The following is a 12,380-nucleotide window of genomic DNA, read 5'->3' as shown; positions in this document are numbered from 1 at the left end:
ATAACTTTTCACTTTCCTTTCTTAATAAAACAAGCAATTAATGTACCTCTTTCCTTACTTGATGAAATGACGATTTTTCCATTATGCTTGTCCATAATTAACTTTACTATACTTAATCCAAGACCAGTTCCAATCTTTTTATTTCTTGAATTATCCACCTTATAAAAAGGCTCCATGATTCTCTCCATATCTTCCTTTGGTATTTCTTCTCCTTGATTTTTAACTAATAATACTACATTGTTTTTTCTAAGTTCTTTAAGCCTGTTTTCTTCCTCTCCACTTATCCAATGTGGAAGGGAGAATTCCTCAGAAAAAGCCCCCATGTAAATTGACTGTCCTTCTTCTGTATGTGTAATAGCATTGCTCATAAGATTATCAATTACCCTTATCAATTGCTTAACATCAACCCCGTAGTTTCCCTTAACCTTTATCTCTGTCTTATAATTGATATTGCTTTTTTCACAAATTTCCTCATAACCAGAAAGAAGCATTTGAAAGAACTCTTCTCCATCTACATCTACGAAATTCATAGTATAGCTTGAAGAAAGTATTGTATACATTAGCAAATCTTCTAGCATATTGCTCATGTAGTCACATTTATTCAATATTCCTAAAACATATCTTTCATTATCCTCTTCCCTTTGAGAACTAATTAATTCTGCATAAGCTCTTATGGAGGTTAAAGGTGTTTTTAAATCGTGTGAAATTGCCGCTGTCATATATTCCTTTGACTTTTGCTCTTTTTCTATTTCATAGTCTTTTTCTTTAATTGCCATCTTCATATTATTAAAATGATTTATAAGTTCCCCAATTTCATCCTTTGATTTATAATTTATAGAAGTTTCTTCTCCTTTTGCAAAATCCTTTATAGAATCTATTAACAATAAAAGGGGTTTATTAAACTTTCTGTCCATTAATTTAATTATAATCATTAGCACTACAATAAACACAGTAATAAATATGCTCATAGCTATAATAGTACCTTTGTTTATTCCTTGAATTAATTTGCTTCTTACTATGGTTATTTGATAAAATCCAATTAAATCTCCTTCGTGAAAAACAGGTTTTTTTAAGGTATCTACTCTAAACCCATGATTTATTTCATAAAGCTTTGAATAAAGCTGTTCTCTAGAAATTGGGTAGATGTAGGATGCATTATCATTAATAGATGCATATAATCTAACTCCATTTTTATCATATATCTCTATCTTAGTACTATTTCTATCCTCTTCTTCAATCAAATCAATCTTCTTAAAAGGATAATTATTAAACAACTCTTTATCACTTAATAGTTTATCGTATTTTTCAAACTTTTTTATGCTACTTACATAATCATCCATTTCTCTTTGCTTGTTGTAATGTTGCATCCAAAAGAAAAGCATGAGACTAGTTACTATAGGAATAAGCATTACTGTTATATAAGATAGAGTAAGCCATTTTTTTATCTTCATATCATCCTATCTCCTACAAACCTATATCCAGTACCCCATACTGTTTCAATGAACTTTGGCTTTTTCAGGTCATCCTTTAACTTTTCTCTAATTTGTTTTATATGGACAGTTACCGTATTATTTCCATCTACGTCTTCTTCTCCCCATATAATTTCATAGAGTTCTTTTTTACTAAAAGCTTTCTTTGGATTTTGAGCCATCAATATAAGTAATTCAAACTCCTTAGAAGTTAAGTGAACATTCCTGTCATTAATTTCTACATATTTATCTCTTTCATTTATAGCAAGTCCATTTTCGTATGTTAAAAGATTAGTATTTTCAGTTATCCCCATATACTTCCTATACCTTCTTAAATTAGACTCTATTCTTGCATGAAGTTCAATCAAACTAAAGGGCTTTGTAATATAATCATCAGCTCCTAAATTTAACCCCCTAACCTTATCATAATCTTCACTCTTTGCGCTAAGAATGATTATAGGCACATCACTTGTGAGTCTTACATTCTTACAAAGGGTTAATCCATCCATTTCAGGCATCATAATATCTATTATTAAAAGTTGAAATTCATCTCTTTTAAATTCTTCATTCCCCTCTTTCCCTGTAGATGACCATATGGCTAAATAACCATTCTTCTCAATATACTCTTTTATACATAAAGCAATTTCTTCATCATCCTCAACAATTAATATCTTCTCATTCATAGAAAGGTCCCTCCTACGCTTCTAATTATAAATCATATCTAGAGTGCTTTTATAAAACTTTATAATTTCTTTATATTTACAGAGTAATAGTCTCTATTGTTAGCCCAATTCCTGTATTAGCAATTTCAAAAGCTGATGTGATTTATTAGTTATATAGTTTAATTGTATAACAATCAAATTATATAATATATTTATTTACTATCCAAATAATAAATGGAAGCAAGTAATATATTTATTGAACAAATGGAAATTTAATGATATAATTAATAATAAATATTAACTAATATAATTTATTAATTATATCATTTGGAGGTAATTATGAAAAAACTTTATCAAACTTCATTTTTCTACTTAATATTAGGCTTAATTGGAGGTGTTTTTTATAGGGAGTTCACAAAATTTAATAACTTTAATGGAGTTACAACCTTAAAAGCACTTCATCCCCATTTCTTGATTTTAGGTTTTTTATTTTTTCTTATATTAACTTTAGCATCCTTTAATTTAAATTTATCTCAAATTAAAGGCTTTAACAAATGGTATATAACTTATAACCTTGGGCTGCTATTTACAGGTATTACTTTTTTATGGAGAGGGATTTTACAAGTACAAGGATTAAACTTTAAAGGACTTAATCATATAGCGGGATTAGGACATGCTGTATTAGGAGCATCCTTAATATGGTTTATGATTATACTTAGAAAAGCTTTAGAAAAAAACATGTAGCCATTGCTGACTACATGTTTTTTATTTATACCTTTATATCTCCTATACCTTCTTAATTTACAAAATAATAGCATAATATTAGTTTATGTCATAAATTTACTTATATCATAATAAATTTAATACTATGACTATTATTAATAGGAGGTTTATTTATGAAAAGAATAATGAAATTCAAAAGACTAAGATTTCTGGTGTTGGTACTAGCTTTAATGGTGTTCTCTTCTACTGTTACCTTTGCCGCACCTAATGAAAATTCTTCAACGGCTTTTGACAAAAAAGTTCTAGCTAGAATTGATGCTGAAAGAGCACTTAAACACATTGAGAATCTAAGCGAAGGAATAGGTCCTAGAATAGCAGGTACAAAGGAAGAAAGGCAAGCTGCTGAATATGTAAAAAGGGAACTAAATAGGTATGGATATGATGCTGAAATTCAAGAATTTGATATTAAAAATGTAATACCAAAATTAACAATAGATTCTTTAAATAATAAAGAATTGAAATCCAATGCTGCAACTGGCTCAGGAAATACTGGTGAAAATGGGGTTACAGCTAATATTATAAACTGTGGATTAGGCTTAGATTCCTCTAACTTTCCTGAAGAAGTTAAAGGTAATATAGCATTAATACAAAGAGGAGCAATATCCTTTTCTGACAAGGCCATTAATGCAGTTGCTGCTGGAGCAGTTGGCGTTATTCTTTACAATAATGTAGATGGAATATTAAATCCTACATTAGGCACATATGTTAGCCCAATTCCTGTATTAGCAATCTCAAAAGCTGATGGTGATTTATTAGCTAACGAAGTAGCTGATAAAGAAATACAAGCTACAATAAAAGCACCTCTTTACACAAAATCATGGAATGTTATTGCCAAAAGAGAGCCCAAAAATAAGAATAAGGCTACTGATAAGATTATTTATGTAACAGCTCACTACGACAGCGTTCCTTATGCTCCTGGAGCAAATGATAATGCCTCTGGTACAGCTATGCTTCTTGAATTTGCTAGAATATTAAAAGCATACCCAATTGATAAAGAAGTTAGATTTATAGCTTGCGGAGCAGAAGAAATTGGCTTATTAGGCTCAAGATATTATGTTAGCAAATTATCTGAAGATGAACTTTCTAGAAGTTTTGCTAACTTTAACATGGATATGATCGCTACTAGTTATGAAGCTTGCAACATATTGTATGCAGACACAGTTACTGGAGAACCTAACTTAGTAACTGATTATGCAGTTGCCGCTGGTGCAAGACTAGGAAATAACATTTTAAGCATAAGCCCAGGAAGCTCATCCGATCACGCTCCTTTTGGCGACTTAGGTATTCCCGCAGCATGTTTCATCTGGGGAGATGAAAATGGCAAGCTAGAACCTTGGTACCATACACCTGATGATACAATTAATACAAATCTCAGCTTAGATAGATTGCAGCAGGCTGGAGAAATTGTTGGCTCAGCTTTATACGATGCATTAAGAGTACAAACTCCAAATCTTAAAAATACCCCTGTTAAAATAAACACTAATAAGCATTATGACTTTGGAGTTACACAATAAATTTAATAAAAGCTCTATGCAAAACTGTGCATAGAGCTTTCTCAAAAATCAAATTATTATTCTAACATTAATTTCTCTAATTTTAATGGCTCTATATACTCACCATTTTTATAAGCTCTCATGTTTCCGCCAGAAATTTCGTCTATCAACGCAATATGTTTATCTTCTCCAACTCTACCAAATTCGAATTTAATGTCGTAGAGTTCTATATCTTTTTTAGCTAATTCTTCTTTTACTACATAGCTTATTTTCTTAGTAAGCTCTTTTAATATTTTATATTCATCTAAGTTTAATATTCCTAACATATCTAAAGCATCTTCATTAATTGGTGGATCTTCACGTCCATCATCTTTTAAAGTAACTTCTACAAAAGCATCTAATTCTTGTCCTTCTTTTGCATACATTCCATAACGGCGCATGAAACTTCCTACGGCTCTATGACGACATATTACTTCTAATCCATTTCCAAACAATGTAGCAGGTTTTACTGTCATTGTTGCCTCTTCGATATTTGCATCTACATAATGAGTAGGTATTCCTTTTTCTTTTAATATTTCAAAGAATAACTTTGTCAATCTAAGTCCTGCTCTACCTGCTCCTTCAATTGTTAATCCAACGGTATTTGCACCTGGGTCAAAAACACCATTCTCTCCTGTCACATCATCTTTAAATTTAAGTAGATAATTTCCATCCTCCAAAGCATATACATTTTTTGTTTTACCAGTATAAATAAGTTTCATGAAATCCACTCCCTATCATATAAAATTTTGGCGGAATATTTTATATGTATATTATACACCAACATTTTTATATAAATCAATATAAATATTCGTATTAAATCAAATATTTTTCAATAATCTATATTTATTGTACGGATTTTATTGTTCTATGAATTTCATAAAATAGTTAAAATTCATAATATTTATTTGTATTGTATAATCTCTTCCAGTATATTAACATATAAGTATATATAATAAATGATAAGTTTAAAACATTATCTTTAGGAGGAATATGTAAATGGAGATTTCTGATAAAAGCAAACCCTACTTTGCTGCTATATTGTATGCCTTCATAATAGGGTTCTCATTTTTATTCATAAAACTAACTCTTACTGTAGCCACACCCCTTGATACACTTGCTCATCGCTTTACAATCTCCTTTGTTTTTGCTTCCATTCCTGTTTTATTTAAATGGATAAGGCTAGATATATCCAAAAAAGATATAGCTAATATTTTACCGTTAGCACTCTTTTATCCCGCTATGTTTTTTGCTTTTCAAATTTTGGGACTAGTTTATGTGTCCTCTTCTGAAGCTGGAATTATTCAAGCAACAACTCCTATTTTTACAATGATACTTGCAACGTTTTTTCTGAAGGAACGTTCCAGTGGATTGCAAAAAGCATCACTATTTTTATCTGTAATAGGAGTTATATATATTTTTTTCATGAAAGGTATAAGCTTTAAAAACAATACTTTCATTGGAATATTATTTATTTTTTTGTCTTCTCTTTCCTTTGCTAGCTATAATGTATTAGCAAGAAAAATGACAAAGAAATATGCTCTCATAGACTTAACTTATATAATGACTGCTATAGGATTTTTAGCTTTTAATCTCATGTCTCTTATTAATCATAGCTTGAAAGGCACTGTTAAGTATTACTTTAAACCCTTCACAAGTCCATTATTTGTGATTTCAATAATTTATCTTGGTGTATTATCTTCACTTATTACATCACTATTATCAAACTATGCACTATCTAAAATAGAGGCCTCTAAGATGAGTGTTTTTAGCAATCTTTCCACATTAATAACTATGGTAGCTGGTGTAATATTTCTAAACGAAAAGTTAGAGTACTTTCATATTATTGGAGCAATAATGATTCTTCTCGGTATAATTGGGACAAACTTCTTAAATAAAAAAACAGAAGATTAGAATACATTAAAACAAATAAAAACCAGGTAAGGGCCCCATTTCCTTACCTGGTTTTTAGATTATTAATATCTTTATTCTATTTTTTTCCAACTCCAGTATCTATGGCAACTTTTGCTACCGCAGAAGCTACCTTCGATGCTACTCTATTGTCAAAAACATTAGGTATTATATACTCAGGTTTTAATTCTTCTTCACTTACTAGCTCTGCTATGGCATAGGCTGCTGCAAGCTTCATATCATAATTAATATTTCTTGCTCTAACATCTAAAGCACCTCTAAATATTCCTGGAAAAGCTAACACGTTATTTATTTGGTTAGGATAATCAGATCTTCCTGTTCCCATTACTTTAACTCCAGCTTCTATGGCATCCTCGTACATTATTTCCGGAATAGGGTTAGCCATAGCGAAAACTATAGAATCCTTATTCATAGTTTTTGCCATGTTTTTAGTTAAAGCATTTCCAATAGAAACCCCAATAAACACATCAGCATTTTTAACTGCTTCGCTTAAATCTCCAACCAAGTTTTCTTTATTAGTTATTTCACATAATTCTTTTTTGTGGTCTACAATACCTACTCCTCTGTCTTTATATAAAATTCCATATTCATCACAAGCTATTATATTTTTAACACCTAAGTGTAAAAGCATTTTAATTATGGCAGTTCCTGCTGCTCCAGGTCCATTTAAAACTACCTTTATACTTTCAATAGACTTATTTACTATTTTCAAAGCATTAATTAATGCTGCTGTTACAACTATTGCTGTTCCATGCTGGTCATCATGGAAAACAGGTATATCTAACTCTTCTTCCAATCTTCTTTCTATTTCAAAACATTTTGGTGAATTTATATCTTCTAAATTTATTCCACCAAAATTAGGTGCTAAATATTTAACTGTTTTAATTATTTCCTCAGTGTCTTTAGTATCTAAGCATATTGGGATAGCATCTACATTACCAAATTTCTTTAATAATACTGCCTTTCCTTCCATTACAGGAATTGCTGCTTCTGGCCCTATATTGCCGAGACCTAAAACCGCTGTGCCATCGCTTATAACTGCAACTAGGTTTCCCTTAGCTGTATAATTATAAACCTCTTCTTTATTCTTGTAAATTTCTTTACAAGGCTCTGCTACTCCTGGGCTATAAGCAACGCTTAAATCATCTCTATTTTCAATATTCACTTTGCTTACAACTTCGATTTTCCCCTTTTTTTCCTTATGGACTTTTAACGCTTCTTCAAAGTAGTTCATAATTTTCCCCTCGCCTTTTCATTATTTATGAAGTAAATGCTTTGCTGATATCCCTGGTTCTGTCATTGATACTGTATTTAATATCTCATCAAGTTCTTTTTCTTGTAAAACTCCATCTTTTAATATAAGTTCCTTCACTGACTCTCCAGTTTTTATAGCAGTTTTAGCAACTTTAGCAGCCTTTTTATATCCTACATGAGGACAAATTGCTGTAATAATTCCAACACTATTATCTACTAAATGCTTACATCTTTCTTCATTAGCAGTTATTCCTAAAACGCAATTTTCCACAAAGGTGCTTACTCCATTAGCTAGTGTCTCCATAGACTGAAATAAATTGTAAAATATAACAGGTTCAAAGGCATTTAACTCTAACTGCCCAGCTTCTGCTGCCATAGTTATGGTTATATCATTTCCTATAATATTAAAAGCTACTTGGTTGATTACTTCTGGTATTACAGGATTAATCTTTCCTGGCATTATAGAAGAACCATTTTGCTTTTCTGGTAAATTTATTTCCCCAAATCCTGTTCTTGGTCCTGATGACATAAGTCTTAGATCATTTGCTATTTTTGATAAGTTAACTGCACAGGTCTTAATTACTGAAGATACTGCTACAAAACCATCTAAATTTTGTGTAGCATCTATTAAATCTGATGCTTGTTTTAATTCTAATCCTGATACATCTGAAAGATTAGGGACTATCTTATCTAGGTATTCTTTATCAGCATTTATACCTGTCCCTATGGCAGTGCCACCCATATTTACAACTTTTAGTTCCTCTGTTACCTTTTTAAGTCTTAAAATATCTCTCTTTATTACTGCACTATATGCTTTAAACTCTTGCCCTAATCTAATAGGAACTGCATCTTGCATTTGAGTTCTTCCCATTTTTATAACATTATCAAATTCCTTGGACTTTTCTTCTAATGCTTCATAAAGTTTTGTTAACTCTCCTATAGCCTTTGTAAGAAGTCTTAATGAAGTCATTTTACCTGCTGTTGGAATAACATCATTTGTAGATTGTCCATAATTTACATGATCATTAGGATGCACTATGCCATAGTCCCCCTTTTCTCCACCTAGAATTTCTATAGCCCTGTTAGCAATGACTTCGTTGGCATTCATGTTCATAGAGGTACCAGCTCCACCTTGTATAGGATCAACTATAAATTCACCATGGAGTTTGCCCTCTATTATTTCATCGCAAGCCTTTATAATTGCCTGTTCAATATTTTTATCTAAAAGCTCAACTTCATTATTGGTTATAGCTGTTGCTTTTTTTATTTCTGCAAGACTTTTTATAAATTCTTTGTGGATTGTAAGTCCTGTTATTTTAAAGTTTTCTGCTGCTCTTAAGGATTGCACCCCATAATAAGCATCCTTTGCCACCTGTTTTTCTCCAATTGAATCACTTTCTAATCTATAATTCATTTTATAACACCTCTTATTTCATCTAAACTTTCAATATTGTTATCTATCATATATTTTTCCATACCCTCTATTATATCTAATGAAATATCAGGTTTCATAAAGGATGCGGTACCTACTTGAACAACAGTAGCGCCTGCCATTATAAATTCTATAGCATCTTGCCATGTGGTTATTCCTCCCAGTCCCATAATAGGTATAGATAATTCTTTAGCTACTTGATTTACCATTCTAAGAGCTATAGGCTTTATAGCAGGACCTGAAAGCCCAGCATAACCATTATTAAATACTGGTTTTTTCTTATTTATATCTATAGCAAGTCCTAAGAAAGTATTTACAAGTGATACTCCATCTGCCCCTTCTTCCTCGCAAGCTTTAGCTATTCCTACTATATCTTCAGCATTTGGAGATAGCTTCACTACTAATTTATGTTTACAAACCTTTCTTATTTCTCTTACAACTTCTCTAGCAAACTCTGTTTTAACACCAAAGTTCATTCCACCTTGCTTTACATTAGGACAGGATATATTTAACTCTAATAAATCTATTTTTTCCTTGTTTAATAGTTCTACTCCTTGTAAATAATCCTCCATAGAATGTCCACCTAAATTAACTATGTTTACAAGTTCTAAGCTATTTACCCAATGTAAATCTCTTTCTATAAAAGCTTTTACTCCTGGATTTTCAAGGCCCACACTGTTCATTATTCCACTAGAAGTTTCCCATATTCTTATTCCATCATTCCCTCCCCTTGGATTTAATGTAAGACCTTTCGAAGACAATCCCCCTAGTTTTTCTATTGAAAACATCTCACTATATTCTCTACCAAATCCACAAGTTCCAGAAGCTAATACTACAGGATTTTTAAATTTCACTCCAGCGAATTCTACACCTAGTTTACTCATTTAAAACACCTCTTCTCCTAAAAATACTGGGCCTTCTTTACAAGCTCTCCTATTTCCATTTTTAGTTTTACAAGTACAGACTAAGCAAACTCCAACTCCGCAGGCCATTCTATTTTCCATAGATACATATAATTTAGCTTTTGAACCTTTAACCTTGTTGTACAAAACCTTCATCATTATCTCTGGACCACAAGTAAATATATAATCATAGTCCTCTGGATTTATATTATCAGTTATATATCCCCCTACATTAATAACAACCTTGTCCGCTACCTTTTTAAATTCTTCTTCTAATAAAGCTTCGTCACTAAAACCAAGGAATATGTCTACTGTAGTATCTTTATCTATTTTTTTTAGCACTTTAGAAGTTAAGTAAAACGGAGCTATTCCCACTCCTCCTCCAACAAGAGCTACTTTTCCATGAACCTTAGGGAAGCCATTTCCATAGGGACCATCTACCTTTATTTCGTCTCCCTTTTCAAGGTTTGAAAAAATTTCAGTTCCCTCACCTACTACTTTATATAAAAAAGTTATTCCTTCCTTATCTGCATCATATATACTTATTGGCCTTGATAGTGTTGGGTACTTATCCCACGCTCTTAGCATGCAAAATTGCCCTATTTCGCAATCAAACTTTCCATCCACCTTCATAATATAAAAGTCTTTTGATAATTGTTTATTATAAATTATTTTTGACAAGCTATTCCCCTCCGTCACTTTAAAATATAGTTTTTTATGTTAAACAAAGAATCTTTCTATTGCCCTAGTGTTATCTTTTGATTTAAGTGCCATAGAAATTCCAACCATACAAATTATATTAATGATGAATGCCCATATGAATCCTGGATATCCTAATGGGGATACTTTTAATATTCTTGTAGCAAAAAGTATCACTGTTCCTGCTGTCATACCAACTATTGCCCCTTCTTTTCTTGCATCTTTCCAGTACAATCCTAAAACAAAAGCTGGTGCCATTTGAGCAAGACCAGTGTAAGCAACGTCTTGTACAACTTGAACTAAGGTTTTAGGCGGTCTTAAAGCTATTATTGCTCCTATGATAACTATTGTTAATATTATAGTTCTTGATAGTATTAGATTTTGCTTGTCTGTTACCTTTCTCTTCATAAGTATTAAATCTTGAGATACTATTTGCGATGAAACAAGTATCATTGAATTTATAGTAGACATTCCAGCCGCTACTGCCGCTGCCATTATAAGAGCTGCCAAGAACCAATTGGCGTAATTATTCATCAATAATGGTAATACATTATCTGCTGCATCAACTTTTCCTAGTAATCGATGTCCTGCAATTCCAATAAACAATGTAGAGAATCCATATATTAGCACTTGAGATACTGGTATACTTAAAGCTGATCTTGATAAAGCTTTTTCATCCTTCGCCATTAGAGATTTCATCCAAACATGCGGACATAACCATATACCAAATGGTAATACTATAAATTGCATTACCCAATACTTTGCGTTGTATAGTCCTTTGGGCCCAGGTCTAGATAATAATTCTGGAGTAGTTTCTATGGCTGTTTTAAATAAATTTACTATTCCACCACTAGGAATTATAGCAACTGCAGCTGCTAGTACTATACCTGTTAAAAGTATTACGGCTTGTATAGCATCTATTAAAATTAATCCACCTGCTCCCCCAATTATAACGTAAAGTAATGAGAATAACGCCGAAATTAATATAGCGGTTTTATAAGACACAATACCACCGCTTATAACAGATATAGCTCTTGAGTTTCCAACATATTGCATAGCTAAAAATACAATAGTCATAAGCACTGATATACAAGATGACAATACTTTTAAGTAATCGCTTTCATACCTATCTTGAAAAAAATCACCTATTGATAAATATCCATATTTTCTACCTAATTTAGATATTTTATTTCCAAAATAAATTACCATTAAGGCAACCCATACCTGACTCAAAACTAGTACCATGTATGAAATACCATGAGTATAATACATTCCTGGAGCTCCTAGAAATGCAAAGGTACTTTGCATAGCAGCTATCATAGTAAGTGGTAGCAGTACTGAGTTTACTCCTCTATTCGCAAGGAAAAATCCTTCTGCATTATCAGTTTTAGTTTTTCTTGAATCATATATTGATATTCCAAGCATTAATGCCAAATATCCAATTATTATAAGAAAACTTAATAATCCTGTATTCATTATTTTATTTCCCCCTCTTTATTTTTCTCAGCGTTTTTTACAAATGCATTACATACCCAAAATATAAAAATAAGATTCAAAAACATCAATATCCACCAATATAATAATGTAAAAGGTAACCATCCAAATATATATGGTCCTTGTACTGATGTGAAACCAAATGGAATTATTGCTGCGCCCAATAAAACTGCAAATATGGTTAATATTAATTTGTTATTCATATTTTTTCCCCCTTAAAT

The 12,380-nt window shown here is 31.5% G+C and carries 12 protein-coding genes; 3 read left to right on the top strand and 9 right to left on the bottom strand.

Annotated elements, in window-relative coordinates; all coding sequences use genetic code 11:
• Positions 1–8: 8 nt before the first annotated feature.
• Both ABDZ69_RS05285 and ABDZ69_RS05280 read right to left on the bottom strand, forming a co-directional pair.
• On the bottom strand, positions 9–1,451 hold the full coding sequence (locus ABDZ69_RS05285; protein WP_343767391.1) for a sensor histidine kinase: 1,443 nt from the start codon (positions 1,449–1,451) through the stop codon (positions 9–11).
• On the bottom strand, positions 1,448–2,152 hold the full coding sequence (locus tag ABDZ69_RS05280) for a response regulator transcription factor (protein ID WP_343767389.1): 705 nt from the start codon (positions 2,150–2,152) through the stop codon (positions 1,448–1,450). Before ABDZ69_RS05280 ends, ABDZ69_RS05285 begins: the two co-directional genes overlap by 4 nt.
• 318 nt (positions 2,153–2,470) lie before the next feature.
• Here ABDZ69_RS05280 and ABDZ69_RS05275 point away from each other — a divergent pair, with 318 nt between their 5' ends.
• Together ABDZ69_RS05275 and ABDZ69_RS05270 are read left to right on the top strand one after the other, a co-directional pair.
• A complete protein-coding gene (locus ABDZ69_RS05275) occupies positions 2,471–2,875 on the top strand; it encodes a DUF2871 domain-containing protein (RefSeq protein WP_343767387.1) in 405 nt (134 codons plus the stop codon).
• A 152-nt stretch (positions 2,876–3,027) separates the two neighbouring features.
• Complete coding sequence (locus tag ABDZ69_RS05270; protein ID WP_343767385.1) at positions 3,028–4,428, top strand: M20/M25/M40 family metallo-hydrolase; 1,401 nt, start codon at positions 3,028–3,030, stop codon at positions 4,426–4,428.
• A 56-nt stretch (positions 4,429–4,484) separates the two neighbouring features.
• On the opposite strand, the gene ABDZ69_RS05265 is transcribed toward ABDZ69_RS05270, so the two are convergent.
• A complete protein-coding gene (locus ABDZ69_RS05265) occupies positions 4,485–5,168 on the bottom strand; it encodes a phosphoribosylaminoimidazolesuccinocarboxamide synthase (RefSeq protein WP_343767383.1) in 684 nt (227 codons plus the stop codon).
• Positions 5,169–5,445: 277 nt separating this feature from the next.
• On the opposite strand from ABDZ69_RS05265, the gene ABDZ69_RS05260 reads away from it, so the two are divergent.
• Entirely contained in the window at positions 5,446–6,360 is a 915-nt protein-coding gene (locus tag ABDZ69_RS05260) for a DMT family transporter (protein ID WP_343767381.1), read from the top strand.
• Between the two features lie 76 nt (positions 6,361–6,436).
• Here ABDZ69_RS05260 and ABDZ69_RS05255 read toward each other — a convergent pair whose 3' ends face one another.
• From ABDZ69_RS05255 to ABDZ69_RS05230, 6 genes are read right to left on the bottom strand one after another with little or no spacing between them, the layout of a single operon-like run.
• Entirely contained in the window at positions 6,437–7,612 is a 1,176-nt protein-coding gene (locus ABDZ69_RS05255) for an NAD(P)-dependent malic enzyme (protein WP_343767380.1), read from the bottom strand.
• Positions 7,613–7,633: 21 nt separating this feature from the next.
• A complete protein-coding gene (locus tag ABDZ69_RS05250; protein WP_343767377.1) occupies positions 7,634–9,046 on the bottom strand; it encodes an aspartate ammonia-lyase in 1,413 nt (470 codons plus the stop codon).
• The gene (locus ABDZ69_RS05245) at positions 9,043–9,948 is read right to left on the bottom strand and encodes a dihydroorotate dehydrogenase (RefSeq protein ID WP_343767375.1); all 906 of its coding nucleotides are present in this window, start codon (positions 9,946–9,948) and stop codon (positions 9,043–9,045) included. Before ABDZ69_RS05245 ends, ABDZ69_RS05250 begins: the two co-directional genes overlap by 4 nt.
• The gene (locus ABDZ69_RS05240) at positions 9,949–10,665 is read right to left on the bottom strand and encodes a dihydroorotate dehydrogenase electron transfer subunit (protein ID WP_425544625.1); all 717 of its coding nucleotides are present in this window, start codon (positions 10,663–10,665) and stop codon (positions 9,949–9,951) included. It abuts the gene before it with no gap.
• 21 nt (positions 10,666–10,686) lie between these two features.
• Positions 10,687–12,141: a sodium/pantothenate symporter gene (locus ABDZ69_RS05235; protein ID WP_343767370.1), complete on the bottom strand. Its 1,455-nt coding sequence runs from the start codon at positions 12,139–12,141 to the stop codon at positions 10,687–10,689.
• Positions 12,141–12,362 carry a hypothetical protein gene (locus tag ABDZ69_RS05230; RefSeq protein ID WP_343767368.1) on the bottom strand — a complete coding sequence of 74 codons (222 nt, stop codon included), beginning with the start codon at positions 12,360–12,362 and terminating at the stop codon, positions 12,141–12,143. Before ABDZ69_RS05230 ends, ABDZ69_RS05235 begins: the two co-directional genes overlap by 1 nt.
• Positions 12,363–12,380: the final 18 nt, after the last annotated feature.

Source organism: Clostridium malenominatum, assembly GCF_039521365.1.
GTDB classification, from domain to species: Bacteria; Bacillota; Clostridia; order Clostridiales; family Clostridiaceae; genus Clostridium_AW; species Clostridium_AW malenominatum.
The sequence above is the reverse complement of the archived record's forward strand: the minus strand, read 5'-3'. Positions and strand labels throughout refer to the sequence as shown.

Excerpts from the sequence above, each read along its gene's own strand:
- ABDZ69_RS05285 (WP_343767391.1), bottom strand. The coding sequence starts at position 1,451 with ATGAAGATAAAAAAATGGCTTACTCTATCTTATATAACAGTAATGCTT.
- ABDZ69_RS05280 (WP_343767389.1), bottom strand. The coding sequence starts at position 2,152 with ATGAATGAGAAGATATTAATTGTTGAGGATGATGAAGAAATTGCTTTA.
- ABDZ69_RS05275 (WP_343767387.1), top strand. The coding sequence starts at position 2,471 with ATGAAAAAACTTTATCAAACTTCATTTTTCTACTTAATATTAGGCTTA.
- ABDZ69_RS05270 (WP_343767385.1), top strand. The coding sequence starts at position 3,028 with ATGAAAAGAATAATGAAATTCAAAAGACTAAGATTTCTGGTGTTGGTA.
- ABDZ69_RS05265 (WP_343767383.1), bottom strand. The coding sequence starts at position 5,168 with ATGAAACTTATTTATACTGGTAAAACAAAAAATGTATATGCTTTGGAG.
- ABDZ69_RS05260 (WP_343767381.1), top strand. The coding sequence starts at position 5,446 with ATGGAGATTTCTGATAAAAGCAAACCCTACTTTGCTGCTATATTGTAT.
- ABDZ69_RS05255 (WP_343767380.1), bottom strand. The coding sequence starts at position 7,612 with ATGAACTACTTTGAAGAAGCGTTAAAAGTCCATAAGGAAAAAAAGGGG.
- ABDZ69_RS05250 (WP_343767377.1), bottom strand. The coding sequence starts at position 9,046 with ATGAATTATAGATTAGAAAGTGATTCAATTGGAGAAAAACAGGTGGCA.
- ABDZ69_RS05245 (WP_343767375.1), bottom strand. The coding sequence starts at position 9,948 with ATGAGTAAACTAGGTGTAGAATTCGCTGGAGTGAAATTTAAAAATCCT.
- ABDZ69_RS05235 (WP_343767370.1), bottom strand. The coding sequence starts at position 12,141 with ATGAATACAGGATTATTAAGTTTTCTTATAATAATTGGATATTTGGCA.
- ABDZ69_RS05230 (WP_343767368.1), bottom strand. The coding sequence starts at position 12,362 with ATGAATAACAAATTAATATTAACCATATTTGCAGTTTTATTGGGCGCA.